Below are 16,035 nucleotides of genomic sequence, written 5' to 3' on the forward strand. Positions count from 1 at the left end.
CACAGCACCGTCGAGGGCCGGGTCCGCACGGACCCGGCCCTCGCGCGTCCCAGCCGCCGTCCCCCTGGGGTACGTCAGGACCAGGCGCGCTGGAACGCCACGCGGGCCTCCAGCTCCAGCAGGGTCACCTTGCGTGGCAGCCCGCCACCGAAGCCGACCAGCTTGCCGCCGGCACCGACGATCCGGTGACAGGGCACGATCACCGGAATCGGGTTCCGGTTGCAGGCCACCCCGACCGCCCGGGCCCCGCCCGGCTCGCCCACCGCCGTCGCCACCTCGCCATAGGTTCGCGTCTCCCCGTACGGGATGAGGGTCATCTGCCGCCACACCGCGCGCTCGAACTCCGACCCCCGCGCCGCCACCACCGGCACGGTGAACTCGATCAGCTCACCGGCGAAGTACGCGCGCAGCTCGGCCAGCGCGCGAGCGGCGATCTCGTCGCCCGGCTCGTCGGTCGCCGACTCCACCCGGCCGAAGTGCGCCCCACGGACGGCCTCGCCGTCGGTGGCGACGGAGAACTCCCCGATCGGGGTGTCGAGCACGGTCCAACGCATGCCCCCATTCTCCCTCGCGATCGGTGCCGCTCCGCTGAGTGGCCGCGCAGCCGGCGAGTTGCGCAGCATCGATATCGTGCAGGTCGTGGCCACCGGGACGCTCATTTTCCTGATCATCGGCGGGGTCGGGGTCGGTGTGCTGGCGCTCGCCCTGCTCGGCGCGGAGGTGTTCACCTTCGGCCATCCGGACGTCGACGGTCCGCTGTCGCTGGAGGCGGTCGCCGGGTTCGCCGGGGCCTTCGGCTTCGGTGCCGCCATCGTCAACGAACTGCTCGGCGGTCGTACCCCCGGGATGATCGCGGCGGCGGTGGCCGGCGGTGCCGTCGCCGCCGTGCCCACCGGGTGGCTCGCCACCCGGCTCGCCCGGGCGGCCCGCAACATGCGCACGGACGCCACACCGACCCGGGACCATCTGGTCGGCGCGGTCGGCCTGGTGGTGACGCCGGTCCCCGCCGACGGTTACGGCGAGGTCCGCGTACGCCTCGCCGGCCAGCCGGTCAAGCTCAACGCCCGCGCCGACAATCCGATCCCGGTCGGCGCCCAGATCTTCGTGGTCGAGGCGCTCAGCGAAACCAGCGTGCACGTCGAAACCTACTGATTCCCCCACGCAAGAACGGATTCTGCCATGCCCCTGCTCGTCGCCATCGGCGGCGCGGTCCTCCTCGCCGTCCTGCTCATCCTCTTCGTGCTCTCCAGAATCAAGGTGGCCGGCCCGAACGAGGCGTTCATCGTCACCGGCCGCAAGGGCCGGACCACGCAGACCGCCGACGGTGGGCGCTCCACCGACATGTCCGGGCAGAAGGTCGTGCTCGGCGCGTCGGTCTTCGTCCTGCCGGTGGTGCAGAAGCTCCAGTCGCTCGACCTGTCCAGCCGGCGGATCGACGTCGGCATCCGTGGCGCGGTGAGCAAGCAGGGCATCCGCGCCGACCTGCACGGCGTCGCGATCGTCAAGGTCGGTGGCACCGAGGACGCGATCCGCGCCGCCGCCCAGCGCTTCCTGCACCAGCAGGACGAGATCGACAACTTCACCCGGGAGGTGCTGGCCGGCGCGCTGCGTTCGATCGTCGGCCGGCTCACCGTCGAGGAGGTCATCCGGGACCGGGCCGCGTTCGCCAGCGCGGTGGCCGAGGAGGCCGAGCACTCGATGACCAACCAGGGCCTGGTGCTGGACACCTTCCAGCTCCAGGACATCCTGGCCGAGGGGTCGTACCTGGCCGATCTGGGTCGGCCGGAGGCGGCCCGGGTGCTCAAGGACGCCGCGATCGCCGAGGCCCGCGCCCGGCAGGCGGCCGAGCAGGAGCGGCTGCTCGCCGAGGAGGCGATCGCCGAGGCGAACCGGAACCTGTCCCTCAAGCAGGCGGCCATCCAGGCGGAGATCGACGCGGCGAAGGCGAAGTCGGCGGCCGCCGGCCCGCTCGCGCAGGCCGAACGGGACCAGGCGATCCTCTCCGAGCAGCAGAAGGTGGCCGAGCGCAACGCCGAGCTGAAGCAGCGCCAGCTCGACACCGAGGTGCGCAAGCCGGCCGACGCGGCCCGGTACAAGGTCGAGCAGGAGGCCGAGGCGTCCCGCAACGCGGCGGTGCTGCAGGCCGACGCCGAGCGGCAGGCCACCATCGCCGCCGCTCAGGCCGCCGCCGAGCAGGCCCGGCTGATCGGTGAGGGCGAGCGGGCCCGGCGGGCCGCGCTGGCCGAGGCGAACGCGATCGAGGGCGCCAAGGAGGGTGAGGCCGAGCAGCGCCGGCGTTCCTCGATCGCCGAGGCGGTCGAGCGCGAGGGCCAGGCCGAGGCCGCGGCCATCCTGGCCAAGGGGCAGGCCGAGGCCGACGCGATGGCCCGCAAGGCCGAGGCGTTCGCCGCGTACGGCGAGGCCGCGGTGCTGGACCTGCTGGTCAAGGTGCTCCCGCAGGTGGTCGGGGCGGCCAGCGCGCCGATCGGCGCGATCGACAAGATGACCGTCATCTCCACCGACGGCGCGTCGTCGCTGACCAAGTCGGTGGCCGACAACGTGGCGCAGGGCCTGCAGCTCGGCAGCGACCTCACCGGCATCGACCTGGCCGGACTGCTCGCCAAGCTCGGCGGCGCGCACACCGGTGGCAACGGCCGGGCCGCCGTGGACGGCACCGCGGTGGAGCACTGAGGCACCACCGGACAAGCGACGGCGCCCGTCGGGTCCCCTGCTCGGGGAACTCCGACGGGCGCCGTCGTTGTCGGGGCCTAGAGAACGGTGAAGACGAACTTCTCGCCGACGCCGAGACCCAGGGTCGCGCTGTTCCAGTTGATGGTCTTGCTGGCGATCAGCTGGCTGGTGCCGGCGCTACCGGCGGTGACGGCCTTCCCGTTGGCGTTTGCCCACAGGTAGACCGAGCCGTCGGGGTTGTAGTCCAGGAAGGCCAGCGCCTCCCAGGAGCCGATCGAGGTACCCCGGGCGATCAGCGGCTTGGTGCCGGCGCTCTCCGCGGTGACGTACTTGCCGTTGATGGTTGCCCGCAGGCCGAAGATGCCGTCCTTGACGTTGACGACCTCGTACTTCTCCCAGGCGCCGACGGTCGCGGACCGGGCGATCAGCGGCTTGGTGCCGGCGCTCTCCGCCGTCACGTACTTGCCGTTGGCCTGCGACTTGATGCTGACGACCGGGGCCGGCGCGTCGAAGTCGAACTTCTCCCAGGCACCGATCGAGGTACCCCGGGCGATCAGCGGCTTGGTGCCGGCGCTCTCCGCCGTCACGTACTTGCCGTTGATGTTCGCCTTCAGGCTCACCGTGCCGTCGGTGTTGTTGATGAGCTGGAACTTCTCCCAGGCGCCGATCGCGGTACCGCGGGCGATCAGCGGCTTGGTGCCGGCGCTCTCCGCCGTCACGTACTTGTTGTTGATCTTCGCCTTCAGGGCGACGAGGCCGGCGCCCGCGTCGACGACGTCGTACTTCTCCCACGGCCCGAGGGCGGTGCCCCGGGTGATCAGCGGCTTGGTGCCGGCGCTCTCCGCGGTCGCGTACTTGTTGTTGATCTTCGCCTTCAGCCCGTACGAGCTGCGGGCGACCTGGACCGGGCCGACGTGCAGGAGCCGGTCCGTCGACCCCATCGGGTCGTGCACCGCGCCGGCGATGCCGGTGGTCACGATGCTGTCGTGCACCTGCTGCGGGGTCCAGGTCGGGTTCGCCTGGAGCAGCAGCGCTGCGGCGCCGGCCACGTGCGGGGAGGCCATCGAGGTGCCGCTCATCAGCGCGGTCCCGCCGCCCGGAGCCGTGGAGACGACGTTGACGCCGGGGGCGAGGGTGTCCACGCAGCGGCCGTAGTTGGAGAACCAGGCCCGGAAGTCCAGCTGGTCCGTCGCACCGACGGTGAGGGCCGCCGGCACGGCGGCCGGCGAGAAGCCGCACGCGTCCTTGTCGCTGTTGCCGGAGGCGACGGCGTACGTGACGCCGGAGGCGATCGAGCGGGCGACCGCGTCGTTGACCGGCTTGTCGATCTTGGGAACGCCGAGGCTCATGTTCGCCACGGCGGGCTTGACCGCGTTCGCGGTCACCCAGTCGATGCCGGCGAGGACCTGCTCCGTGGTGCCGCTGCCTTCACAGTCCAGCACCCGCACCGCGACGAGATTGACGTCCTTGGCCACGCCGTACTTCGTGCCGCCGACGGTGCCCGCGACGTGGGTGCCGTGGCCGTCGCAGTCCTGGGCCACCTCGTCGTTGTCGACGAAGTCGTAGCCGTTGCTGGCCCGCCCGCCGAAGTCCGGGTGGCTGATGTCGATGCCGCTGTCCACGATGTACGCGGTGACGCCGGCACCGGTGTTCGGGTAGTTGTAGGAGCCGTTGAGCTTGGCCGTGGTCTGGTCGATCCGGTCCAGGTTCCACGGCGGGTTGCTCTGGGTACCGGTGGCCTTGTAGCGCCGGACCGGCTCGACGTAGGCCACGTCGGGGTCGGCCGCCAGCCGGTCCGCCTGCCGGCGGTTCATGCTGGCGGAGTAGCCGTTGAGGGCCTCGGTGAACACCCGGCGGACGGATCCGCCGTGCGCCTCGGCGAGCGCCGAGGCGCTGGCCCGTACCTTGCCGGGGTTGGCCTTGCGGTCCTTCAGCACGACGATGTACCGGTCGGGCACGACGTCGGTGGTGTCGGCACCCCGGACCTGCGTCCGGTGTGGATTGGATGGGTCGGCCATCGCGGTGCCGCTGGTGGCGGCGCAGACGATGGAGGTCACGGAGGCGAGAGCAACTCCCGCCAGCGCGGAGCGGCGCAGTGCGCCAGGACGTGTCACTGAAGAATCTCCCCGTATTCCGGCGACCGTCCGAATCGGACGGGCGGACGAGCGATCAACGCTGCCGTTACACAGATGACCGGGAACAAGCAGCGGTCACATCATCATCCGTGATGACGAGCGCCGATTGCGTCAACCGTTCGGTCTAGACGCCGGCGTGTCGTCGTACGCCGGGTGCCGGACGGCGTCGCGTCAGTCGCGGACGCCCTGCTCCTGGGCCCAGCGCAGCAGCTCCGCCTCGGCCTCCTCGCGGCTCAGCGGGCCGCGTTCCAGCCGCAGTTCCTTGAGGTACTGCCAGGCCTTCCCCACCACCGGACCCGGTGGTACGCCGAGCAGCTCCATGATCGCGTTGCCGTCCAGGTCGGGGCGGACCCGGGCCAGGTCCTCCTCGGCGGCGATCCGGGCGATCCGCTCCTCGAGCGCGTCGTAGTCGGTCGCGAGCAGGGCCGCCTTGCGCCGGTTGCGGGTGGTGCAGTCGGAGCGGGTGAGCTTGTGCAGGCGGGGCAGCAGGTCACCGGCGTCGGTGACGTACCGGCGCACCGCCGAGTCGGTCCACTCGCCCCGGCCGTACCCGTAGAAGCGCAGGTGCAGGCCGACCAGCTTGACCACCTGCGCGGTGACGTCCTTGGGATAGCGCAGGGCCTTCATCCGGGCCTTGGTCAGGCGGGCGCCGACCACCTCGTGGTGGTGGAAGCTGACCCGGCCGTCCGGGCCGACCGACTTGGTCGCCGGCTTGCCGACGTCGTGCATCAACGCGGCCATCCGGAGCACGAAGTCGCAGCCGTCCTCTTCCATGGACATCGCGTTGCTGACCACGGTCAGGGTGTGCTCGTAGACGTCCTTGTGCTGGGCGTGCTCGTCGATCTCCAGCTTGAGCCCGGTCAGCTCGGGGAGGAAGCGCTCGGCCAGCCCGGTGTCGACCAGCAGCCGCAGCCCGGTGATCGGGTCCGCGCCGCAGAGCAGCTTGGTGAACTCGTCCCGGATCCGCTCGGCGGTGATCCGGTCGAGGTCGGCGGCCATCCGGGCCATCGCCTCGCGGACGTCGGGGTGCACCGTGAACCGCAGTTGGGCGGCGAACCGGGCCGCGCGCAGCATCCGCAGCGGGTCGTCGCCGAACGACTCCCGGGGCGTGCCCGGGGTACGGATGATCTTGGCGGCCAGGTCGGCCAAGCCACCGTACGGGTCCGTGAACCGGTGCTCGGGGACGCTGACCGCCATCGCGTTGATGGTGAAGTCCCGGCGCTTGAGGTCGTCGACCAGGCTGGTCCCGTACTCGACGATCGGGTTCCGGCTGACCTGGTCGTACGCCTCGGCACGGAAGGTGGTGATCTCCAGTCGGAGCCCTTCGCGCTGGCAGCCGATGGTGCCGAACTCCCGACCGGTCTCCCAGATCGACTCCGCCCAGCCCCGGAGGATCTGGAGGGTCTGGTCCGGATGGGCGTCGGTGCAGAAGTCGAGGTCCTCGCCGAGGCGGCCGAGCAGCGCGTCGCGTACCGAGCCGCCGACCAGGTGCAGTTCGTGACCGGCCCGGGCGAAGCGCCGGCCCAGCTCGTCGGCGACCGGCGAGACGCGGAGCAGCTCGGCGACGGCGTTGCGCTGCGCTGCGGTCAGCTCGCGACGGTCGGCGGCGTGGGAGGCGGAGGCTTCGGACATGGGATCGCCAGCCTATCGGGCCGGGGTGGGAACTACTGCGCCGGGCGTGGGTAAGAGGTCGAGGTTGACTAAGGTCGTGGGCGTGCGGGCCCGGAGGTCCGGCTCCGACGTACCCCCTGGAGGCTGGAGATGAGCGGCGGGCTCTACCGCAGCGCGAACGCGCACGGCGGCGGCCTGCCGCCGGACGACGGGGCCACCTTCATCTCCGCCGAGCCGCTGAACCAGCCGGCCGTCGAGGCCACCGCGCCGCCGCAGGAGGTGGTCGCGGAGAGCAGCGCCGCGGCGAACAGCGCGGTGATGGCGATCGGCAGCCTGGTGAGCCGGGGTACGGGCTTCGTCCGCAACCTGATGATCGGCGCCGCCCTCGGCAACGCGGTCGGCAACGTCTACACCACGGCCCAGTTCCTGCCCAACCAGGTGTACGAGTTCCTGCTCGGCGGCGTGCTCACCAGCGTGCTGATCCCGGTGCTGGTCCGGCGCCGCAAGATCGACCTGGACCGGGGCGAGGCGTACGCCCAGCGGCTGCTCACCCTCGCGGTGCTCACGCTGGCCGCCGCCGCGCTGCTGGCGGTCGTCTCGGCGCCGGTGCTCACCGCGATCTACGCCGGCGGCAAGGACGCCACGTACAAGGGGCTGGTCAACGACCTGTCCTACCTGATGCTCCCGATGCTCTTCTTCACCGGGGTGAGCGCGCTGATCGCCGCCGTGCTGAACACCCGGGGGCACTTCGCCGCGCCCATGTGGGCGCCGATCCTGAACAACCTCGTGGTGATCGGCGTCTTCGGCCTGTACATCGGCGTCTACGGCGCCAAGCCGCTCCAGCCGGGGGAGATGACCCCCGGTCGGATCCTGCTGGTCGGCGGCGGCACCCTGCTCGGTGTGGCGGTGCAGGCCGCCGGCCTGCTGCCGGCGCTGCGCCGGGTCGGCTTCCGATGGAAGTGGCGGTTCGACTTCCGCGAACTGGGCCTGCGCGAGCTGGCCCGGCTCGGGGCCTGGATGTTCTGCTACGTCGGGGTCAACCAGCTCGGCCTCTTCGTGGTGGTCAACCTGCTCACCCGGGCGGCCGGCAAGGAGAACGCCGGGCTGCTGATCTACAACAACGTCTTCCTGCTGCTGATGATGGCGCACGGCATCATCGCCGTCTCGATCATCACCGCGCTGATGCCCCGGATGAGCGCCGCCGCCGGCGAGGGCCGGTTCCGCGACGTCACCGCCGACCTGTCCCGCGGGACCCGGATGGTCACCGCCGTCCTCGCCCCGGTCGCGGTCTGCTACGCGGTGCTGGCCGGCCCGATCTCGGTCGTGATCTTCCGGTACGGCGCGTTCAGCGGCGAGAACGCGGTGGCCACCTCGACCGTGCTGCTGGTGGCGGCGATCGGCCTGGTGCCCTTCGCGATCAGCCAGCTCTTCACCTTCGCCTTCTACGCGCTGCCGGACACCAAGACCCCGGCCCTGGTCAACATCCCGGTGGTGGCGCTGCGGGTGCTCCTGCAGATCGGCCTCTTCCTCGCCTTCTCGGCCACCTTCGCCGCGGCCGGCATGATGCTCGGCAACGCGATCTCGTACGTGGCGGCGGCGGTGATCTCGGCGATGCTGCTGCGCCCACGGGTGGGCCGGATCGGGCTGGGCACCATCATGCGGACCATGGGCCGGGTGCTCGTCGCCGCGCTGGGCGCGGCCCTGGTCGGCCTGGTGGTGGTCAGGCTGCTCCCCGGCGATCCGGCGCATCTGAGCTGGCTGGCCGCCGCCGTCCGGCTGGTGGTCGGCGGCGCCGTGATCGGCGCGGCGTACCTCGGGCTGGCCATGGTGCTGCGAATCGGCGAGATCACCGAGGTGGTCGGCATGGTGCGCCGCCGGCTCGGCCGCTGAGCCGCGCCGATGACAGACGGTGAACGAGGATCACCAGCCTGGGGATACGGCTGTGGATAACTCGGAGTTTCGCGGCTGGATGGGCCTCTCGGCCTGTGGACAACCAACCGTAAGGACGAGGGCGACCGACCGAACCGGCCACGACACCGGCTGCACCCATCCGCCGACCACTTGCCGTCAACCTCTAGATTGGCTGGTGCGGGTGCCGACGACGGCGGCGGGACCGATCCCGTGACCGGCCGGCCGTCACGGTCACTGGCGTCCCACCGGTCACGGCGGGAAGATGACATGTCGAGGAACCGGGCATCCCGGGTAAGGTCGCACTCGACGGGTACGGCGGGCGCCGACGCGGGCGTCGACACCAGCCCGCCGGTTCCTTCGAAGGCAGAGCGGAAAGCCACATGCCCAGCAGCACGGGTCCATCGATCGACACGATCACCGAGGGAGGACGGGTGACCCAGGTCGGCGAGGGTCAGGAGGCGGAGGAGACCGCTCCTCCGGTCATGACCTTCGGTGCTCCCACGGCCGGTGAACTCCTTGCCGAGCGGTACGAGCTGGTAGAGCACATCAACAACGACAGCGCGGGCCGACTCGTCTGGCGTGGGGTCGACGTAGTGCTGCGCCGTCCCGTCGCGGTGGTCCTCCGCTACCCGGGTGGCGACTCCGCCACCGAAATGCTCCAGGCCGCCGTCGCGGCGAGCCGGGTGATCCACCCCAACCTGGTCGGCGTCTACGACGCGATCGACGAGGCCGACCGGGCGTACGTCGTCCGCGAGTGGGTGGACGGGCAGTCCCTGCGTGAGCTGGTCACCGCCGACGGGCCGCTCGACCCGGCGCGCTCGACCGCCATCGGCAGCGCCGTGGCGAGCGCCCTCGCCGCGGTGCACGCGACCGGCATGGTGCACGGCAACGTCCACCCCGGCACCGTGATGATCAGCGACGACGGCCGGGTGGTGCTGGCCGACGCGCGCACCGACGGCGACGACAGCCAGCCGAACGACGTCCGGGCGGTCGGCGGGGTGCTCTACTTCGCCCTGACCGGGCACTGGCCGCACGGCGAGGCCCCGCTGCGCGGCGCCACCGCCGGACACGGCCGCGCCGCGATCCCCGACGCGGTCCGGGACGCCAGCGGAGCGATCGCCGCGCCCCGCCAGGTACGCGCCGGCGTGCCGGCGTACCTCGACGACCTCACCATGGACCTGCTCGACACGGAGATCGCCCCGCCGTCGTCGGACGTGCTGTCGGCCGAGCTGAGCCGGTTGGACGTCCCCGCCGACGACCACTTCTTGGAGCCGGCCGGCCCGCTGCGGTTCACCGCCGACACCGGTGAGGAGCCCTCGCCGCTGGCCGCCGCCGGTGGCCGCAAGGTGGCCCTGGGCATCGCCGGGCTGCTGGCCGTGGCCCTGGTCGGGCTGCTCGTCGGGATCAGCGTGCTCGGTGGCGACGACAAGAAGGGCACGGGCACCGACCCGGCGGCCAACCCGACCAGCAGTGCGCCCGCCGGTGACGGGTCGTCCCCGGCCACCGCGCCCGCCCGCAAGCTCAACATTCAGGACGTCCGGATCATCGACCCGGACAGCCGCAAGCGCGACGAACTGGCCGACGCCGAGAAGGTGATGGACGGCGAGGTGGACAACGGCTGGGAGACCCAGACCTACACCTCGGCCAATTTCAGCAACTACAAGAAGGGCATGGGCGTCTGGATCGACCTGGGTGCCCTGCACAACGTCAAGTCGGTGCAGGTCGTCCTCTCCGCCACCGGCACCACCGCCCAGCTCCTCGCCGGCACGAAGGATTTCGCGTCCTCCTCGAAGGGCGACAACGAACTCGTGACGAACTACCAGAAGACGCCGATCGGGCAGCCGTACGTGAAGCACGACGGCACCAAGATGATTTTCGACGGGTTCGACCCCGAGGAGCAGTACCGGTACCTGCTCTTCTGGATCACCGAGCTGCCGAAGAAGGACTCCGGCTCCGGCTACAAGGTGGGCGTCCAGGAAATCACGGTCACGGGCTCGTGAGCCGTCCGCCGCGCCTGACGCACCGCCGCTCCTGGACGTGGTGACGGTGGGGCGCGGCGGACGTACGCTCCGGCCGGCGACCGGGGACGACCCTCCGGGCGGGGCGTCCGACCTCGACCTGCTCCGGGCTCACGTCGCCGGCGACCGGGACGCCTTCACCGAGCTGTTCCACCGGCACCGAAACCGGCTCTGGGCGGTGGCCCTGCGTACCCTCGGCGACCGCGAGGAGGCGGCCGACGCGCTCCAGGACGCGCTGTTGTCGGCGCACCGCGCGGCGGCCCGGTTCCGCGGCGACTCGGCGGTGACCACCTGGCTGCACCGGATCGTGGTGAACGCCTGCCTGGACCGGGTACGGCGGCGCCAGACGCACGCCACCGTGCCGCTGCCGGACGGGGTGCACACCGACGGGGAGCCGGGCCAGCACACCGGCGGGGTGGAGCCGGTCGCCCCGAGCCGCGACCACGACACCGCGCTGGTGGTCCGGCAGGCTCTCGCCGAGCTGCCGGTCGAGCAGCGGGCCGCGCTGATCCTGGTGGACGTGCAGGGCTACCCGGTGGCCGAGGTGGCAAAGATCCTCGGCGTCGCCGAGGGGACGGTCAAGAGCCGCTGCGCCCGGGGTCGCGCCCGGCTGGCCGTGCTCCTCGGGCACCTGCGTACCGGCTCGGACGAGGTGACGGACGTGCCCCGCGTCACCGCAGGGAACCGCCGGCCGGCCGAGGGCGTCGGATCGACGTCGGGGTGGTCCCGGCGGGACGCCAGCCAGGAGGAGACGTGACTTCCCGGGAGCTCAGCGGGGTCGACCACGACCTGCTCGCCGACTACGTCGGCGGGGCGCTGGACGGCACCCCGGAGCAGGCGACCGTCGCCCGGCTGGTCGAGGAGGACCGGGCCTGGGGCGACGCGTACGCCGCGCTGGCCCGGGCGGTGGACCTGGTCCACGCCGACCTGGCCGACTGGGCGACCGCACCGGCGCCGGAGATGCCGCTGGCGGTGGCGGACCGGATCACGGCGGCGCTCGCCGGCGCCGGGCCGGCCCCGGTCAGCGAGGACGAGCCCGGCGCGGCGTCGGTGGCTGCCGCGGGGCACGCGTCCGGCGACCTTCGGCGTACCGGGCGTACGCCGGCCGCCGTGCCGGCCCAGCCAGCCGGGCGACGGGTCGGCGGGGCGGGCCGGCCGGGCGAAGGGTCGGGCCGCGGCGCCGGGCCGGGCCGGCGCTCCCGGCGCTGGGCCCGGATCGCGGGTCCGGTCGCCCTGGCGGCCGCCTCGGTCACCGCGGTCGGGTTCGGGGTCAGCAACCTGGTCGGCGCAGGCCGTGACGGCACCAGCAGCGTGGCGGTCAACGGCGGCCCGGCCGCCGGCAGGGCTCAGGCCGACGCACCGGCCCCGCTCTCCGCCGCTCCCTTCCGGACCACCGGGCCGGCCCTGCACAGCGGCACCGAATACGGCCCGGAGCAGCTCTCCAGCAGTCCCCACACGCTCTTTGGCGCCTCCGCGGACAACGGGCGCGGGGCGACGGCCACGGCCACGGCCACGACAACGCCAGAGCGGCAGTTCGGGGCGTCCACCGGCCTGGACCGGCTCACCCGCCCCGGGGCGCTGGAGTCCTGCCTCAGCGCGATCAGCGCCGAGCACGCGGCCGGAACGCTCACCGTCGAGCTGGTCGACTACGCGTCGTTCCAGGGAAGTCCGGCGCTGGTCGTCACCTTCCTCGACGCGAGCGGCGAACGCTGGACGTGGGTGAGCGGCCCCGAGTGCGGGGTGCCCGGGTCCGACGCGGACACCCGCTTCCGTACGCGGGTAGGGTGAGGTCACCCGGTCGCCGGGCGTGTCCCGCCGCGTGACGTGACCCACCGGATGACCGGCTCGGGAATCCCCACTTCGTACGATGACGTTCTGCAAGTCAGGCGCCGACGCCGCTGAACCGTCGGCACTCGGGATCGGCATCGTCCCGGCGGTGGTTCAGCCGGATCAGATGACGAACACACACATCGGGAGACGGCAGTGGACGAGGTCCGCAACCTGATCATCATCGGCTCCGGGCCGGCCGGCTACACCGCGGCGGTCTACGCCGCGCGTGCCAACCTCAAGCCGCTCATCATCGAGGGCGTGCAGTCCGGTGGCGCGCTGATGACCACGACCGAGGTGGAGAACTTCCCCGGCTTCGCGGACGGCATCCTCGGCCCCGAGCTGATGGACAACATGCGCAAGCAGGCCGAACGGTTCGGGGCGGAGTTCCTGACCGACGACGTGACCCGGGTCGAGCTCAAGGACACCGGCGAGGTCGGCTCGGACGCGGTCAGCACCGTGTGGGTGGGCGAGACCGCATACCAGGCCAAGGCCGTCATCCTCTCCACCGGCTCGGCCTGGCGCCCGCTGGGCGTACCGGGTGAGCAGGAGTACCTGGGCCACGGCGTGTCGTCCTGCGCCACCTGTGACGGATTCTTCTTCCGCAACCAGCACATCGTGGTGGTCGGCGGCGGCGACTCGGCGATGGAGGAGGCGAGCTTCCTCACCCGGTTCGCCGAGTCGGTGACGATCATCCACCGCCGCGACTCGTTCCGGGCCAGCAAGATCATGGCCGAGCGCGCGCTCGCCAACGACAAGATCAAGGTCGAGTGGAACACCGTGGTCGACGAGATCGTCGGCGACGACGGCAAGGTCAGCGGCGTCCGGGTCCGCAACGTGCACACCGGCGAGACCAAGACGCTCGACGTCACCGGAGTCTTCGTGGCGATCGGCCACGACCCGCGCAGCGAGCTGTTCCGCGAGCAGGTGGAGCTCGACGACGAGGGGTACGTGAAGGTGCAGGCGCCGAGCACCCGCACCAACATCCCGGGTGTCTTCGCCGCCGGCGACGTGGTCGACCACACCTACCGGCAGGCGATCACCGCGGCCGGTACGGGCTGCGCCGCCGCGCTGGACGCCGAGCGCTTCATCGCCACCCTGCAAGCCTGAGAAATTTCAGAGAAAGTCCCGGAGGAGGGGTCATAGTGGGAGCAACCAAGGCGGTCACCGACGCGAGCTTCGCCAGCGATGTGCTGAAGTCCGACAAGCCGGTCCTGGTCGACTTCTGGGCGGAGTGGTGCGGGCCGTGCCGCAAGGTCTCGCCGCTGCTCGAGGAAATCGCGGGCGAGATGGGTGACCAGGTCACCATCGTCAAGCTCAACATCGACGAGAACCCCGAGACCGCACGGGCCTACCGGGTGATGTCGGTGCCCACCCTCACCGTCTTCAAGAACGGCGAGCCGGTGCAGTCCATCGCCGGCGCGAAGCCCAAGGGCGAGCTGGTCAAGCTCATCGAGTCGGCGCTCTGAGCCGACCCCCAGACCGCGCGGAACCCCCGTCGCCCGTACCCGGGCGCGGGGGTTCCGGCATTCCCGGCCACGACACCCTGACCTGAACGAACCTGGAGTCGTTCGGTGACCGACACGGTACGCTCCGTAGGCGTCCCGAGCGGAGGAAGCAACTCCGTCGGAGTCTCCGGCCAGCCAGTTTCCGTGCAGAGGGGGTCGTCGTGCGTCCCATCCGACCCGGTGACCGGGGACCCGCGGTGGCCGAGATCCGTACCGTGCTCACCGGCCTCGACCTGCTGCCGACCGGCGACCAGCGCGACGAGTTCGACGCCGAGACCGAACGCGCGGTCCGGGCGTTCCAGCAGTCCCGCGGGCTGAGCGTGGACGGAAGGGTCGGCGCGGAGACCTGGCGGGCGCTGGACGCGGCCCGCTGGCGACTCGGCGCCCGCACGCTGTACCACGCCGTACCCGAGCCGCTGATCGGCGAGGACGTCCGGTCACTCCAGGAACGCCTGCTGGAGATGGGGTACGACGTGGGCCGCGCCGACGCCGCCTACGGCATCCGTACCGCCCGGGCGGTCGCGCAGTTCCAGCGGGAGATGGGGCTACGGCCGGACGGTGCCTGCGGCCCGCACACCATGAACGCGCTGCGCCGCCTCGGCCGCAAGGTGGTCGGTGGACGCCCGCAGTGGCTCCGCGAGTCCGACGCCATCCGCCAGGCCGGGCCGACCCTGGTCGGGCGGACCGTGGTGATCGACCCGGGGCACGGCGGCACCGACCCCGGTGAGGTGGTGCCCGACGGCCCGCTGCGCTGGACCGAGGCGGACATCGTGCACGACCTGGCCAGCCGGCTGGAGGGGCGGCTGGCCGCGGCCGGCGTACGCGTGCAGCTCACCCGCGGCCCGTCGCCGGAGACCTGCCTGCCGGACGCCGACCGCGCCCAGCTCGCCAACTCCCTCGGCGCGGACGTCTTCATCTCGCTGCACACCGACGGACACGCCAACCCGGCGGCCAACGGGGTGGCCACCTACCACTACGGCACCGACAACGGCGTCACCTCGGCCACCGGCGAGCGGCTGGCCGGCCTGGTGCAGCGGGAGATCGTCGCCCGGACGGGCCTGCGGGACTGCCGCACCCACGCCAAGGCGTGGGACCTCCTACGGCTGACGAAAATGCCGGCGGTCCGGGTCGAGGTGGGCTACCTGACCTCACCGGAGGACCGGGGCCGGCTGGTCGACCCCCGGTTCCGGGACCGGATCGTCGAGGCGATCGTCGCGGCGGTGCAGCGGATGTACTTCCCGATCGAGCGGGACGTCCCCACCGGCTCGATCGACGTGAGCGCGCTGCGGGCGGTCGTCGTCGCCGGGCAGGGTGGCGGACTGAGCCGGACGGCGGCGGACTGAGGCCGGCCCGTGCCCCTCCGTGGACGGTCTGTGCCGCTCGTTGGGTCGACTGGGCCGGTCAGCCCATGGCGCGGGTGGCGGGGGCCGGGCGTACCGGGCGCAGCAGCGTCTCCGGGCTCATCGAGCCGAGCAGCTTCTCCAGCGCGTACTCGACGTCGGACTTCCAGCTCAGCGCGGTACGCAACTCCAGCCGCAGGCGCGGGTAGCGGGGGTGCGGGCGGACCGTCTTGAAGCCCACCGAGAGGAAGAAGTCGGCCGGCGCGACGCAGGCCCGGGTCGGGTCGTTCTCCGCGTCGTCACCGAACTTCGCGTCGCCGAACGCCTCGATCGCCTTGATGCCGCGCTTGGTGAGGTCCCGGGCCACCCCCTGGACCAGCATCCGGCCCAGGCCGCCACCGGCGAAGGCGGGCACCACGCTGGCGGTCATCAGCAGCGCGGCGTCCGCGGAGACCGGCGAGGTGGGGAAGGCCATCGAGCGCGGGACGTACGCCGGTGGGGCGTACATGACGAAACCGGCGGGCATGCCGTCGACGTACGCGAGTTTGCCGCAGGAGCCCCACTCCAGCAGCGTCTGGGAGACCCAGGCCTCCTTCTCCAGGCCGGGGTCACCGGCGGCGCACGCCCGCTCGGCGGAGACCGGATCCAGCTCCCAGTAGACGCATCGCCGGCAGCGGCGGGGCAGATCCTCGAGGGTGTCGAGGGTCAGACTGACCAGACGTCGCGACATCAGCGCATCCCCACCCATAGGCTCGGAGCCGAAACCGGCGCGGTGATCACGCCGCCGCCTTCCCTGCCCCCGACGAGCGATCGTACGCTCCCTCCCCGACCGTACGGGAGAGGACGCGCGAACGCCCACCCGTGCCGGTGAGGTCCGGGATGTGGACGTTCACCACAGGGTGGCACCGTATCCGGCCAGCGCGGACTACGATCGACCAACCGGCGTCCCGCGCCGCCATGGTTGCCGGCATTGCGGGTACGACACCGGGCGGCA

The 16,035-nt window shown here is 72.0% G+C and carries 13 protein-coding genes; 9 read left to right on the forward strand and 4 right to left on the reverse strand.

From position 1 onward, the window contains the following. Positions 1–74: 74 nt before the first annotated feature. A complete protein-coding gene (locus GA0070621_RS23360) occupies positions 75–554 on the reverse strand; it encodes a methylated-DNA--[protein]-cysteine S-methyltransferase (protein WP_091199716.1) in 480 nt (159 codons plus the stop codon). On the opposite strand from GA0070621_RS23360, the gene GA0070621_RS23365 reads away from it, so the two are divergent. Both GA0070621_RS23365 and GA0070621_RS23370 read left to right on the forward strand, forming a co-directional pair. After that, complete coding sequence (locus tag GA0070621_RS23365) at positions 553–1,152, forward strand: hypothetical protein (RefSeq protein WP_231920969.1); 600 nt, start codon at positions 553–555, stop codon at positions 1,150–1,152. The genes GA0070621_RS23360 and GA0070621_RS23365 overlap by 2 nt on opposite strands. A 27-nt stretch (positions 1,153–1,179) precedes the next feature. Continuing rightward, the gene (locus GA0070621_RS23370; protein ID WP_091199718.1) at positions 1,180–2,691 is read left to right on the forward strand and encodes a flotillin family protein; all 1,512 of its coding nucleotides are present in this window, start codon (positions 1,180–1,182) and stop codon (positions 2,689–2,691) included. A 77-nt stretch (positions 2,692–2,768) separates the two neighbouring features. Here GA0070621_RS23370 and GA0070621_RS23375 read toward each other — a convergent pair whose 3' ends face one another. After that, positions 2,769–4,805 (reverse strand): S8 family serine peptidase, encoded by a 2,037-nt coding sequence (locus GA0070621_RS23375; RefSeq protein ID WP_091199720.1) that lies wholly within the window; start codon positions 4,803–4,805, stop codon positions 2,769–2,771. A 192-nt stretch (positions 4,806–4,997) separates the two neighbouring features. Then, complete coding sequence (locus GA0070621_RS23380; protein ID WP_091199723.1) at positions 4,998–6,458, reverse strand: CCA tRNA nucleotidyltransferase; 1,461 nt, start codon at positions 6,456–6,458, stop codon at positions 4,998–5,000. A 129-nt stretch (positions 6,459–6,587) separates the two neighbouring features. On the opposite strand from GA0070621_RS23380, the gene murJ reads away from it, so the two are divergent. The 7 genes from murJ (at position 6,588) to GA0070621_RS23415 (ending at position 15,044) form a co-directional block, all read left to right on the forward strand. Then, positions 6,588–8,327, forward strand: a complete 1,740-nt coding sequence (murJ, locus tag GA0070621_RS23385; RefSeq protein ID WP_091199725.1) for a murein biosynthesis integral membrane protein MurJ — start codon at positions 6,588–6,590, stop codon at positions 8,325–8,327. Positions 8,328–8,728: 401 nt separating this feature from the next. Further along, positions 8,729–10,348 carry a protein kinase family protein gene (locus tag GA0070621_RS23390; RefSeq protein WP_091199727.1) on the forward strand — a complete coding sequence of 540 codons (1,620 nt, stop codon included), beginning with the start codon at positions 8,729–8,731 and terminating at the stop codon, positions 10,346–10,348. Positions 10,349–10,388: 40 nt separating this feature from the next. Further along, entirely contained in the window at positions 10,389–11,123 is a 735-nt protein-coding gene (gene sigM, locus GA0070621_RS23395) for an RNA polymerase sigma factor SigM (protein ID WP_407940357.1), read from the forward strand. Further along, positions 11,120–12,154, forward strand: a complete 1,035-nt coding sequence (locus GA0070621_RS23400; protein WP_091199729.1) for a hypothetical protein — start codon at positions 11,120–11,122, stop codon at positions 12,152–12,154. Before sigM ends, GA0070621_RS23400 begins: the two co-directional genes overlap by 4 nt. A 195-nt stretch (positions 12,155–12,349) precedes the next feature. Continuing rightward, a complete protein-coding gene (gene trxB / locus GA0070621_RS23405; RefSeq protein ID WP_091199731.1) occupies positions 12,350–13,303 on the forward strand; it encodes a thioredoxin-disulfide reductase in 954 nt (317 codons plus the stop codon). Positions 13,304–13,338: 35 nt separating this feature from the next. Beyond that, positions 13,339–13,662 carry a thioredoxin gene (gene trxA, locus GA0070621_RS23410; protein ID WP_091199733.1) on the forward strand — a complete coding sequence of 108 codons (324 nt, stop codon included), beginning with the start codon at positions 13,339–13,341 and terminating at the stop codon, positions 13,660–13,662. A 200-nt stretch (positions 13,663–13,862) separates the two neighbouring features. Continuing rightward, positions 13,863–15,044: an N-acetylmuramoyl-L-alanine amidase gene (locus GA0070621_RS23415; RefSeq protein ID WP_091199735.1), complete on the forward strand. Its 1,182-nt coding sequence runs from the start codon at positions 13,863–13,865 to the stop codon at positions 15,042–15,044. Between the two features lie 58 nt (positions 15,045–15,102). On the opposite strand, the gene GA0070621_RS23420 is transcribed toward GA0070621_RS23415, so the two are convergent. Beyond that, positions 15,103–15,771 (reverse strand): GNAT family N-acetyltransferase, encoded by a 669-nt coding sequence (locus tag GA0070621_RS23420; RefSeq protein ID WP_091199737.1) that lies wholly within the window; start codon positions 15,769–15,771, stop codon positions 15,103–15,105. Positions 15,772–16,035 lie beyond the last annotated feature (264 nt).

Origin of the sequence: Micromonospora narathiwatensis (assembly GCF_900089605.1) — a bacterium.
Lineage (GTDB): Bacteria > Actinomycetota > Actinomycetes > Mycobacteriales > Micromonosporaceae > Micromonospora > Micromonospora narathiwatensis.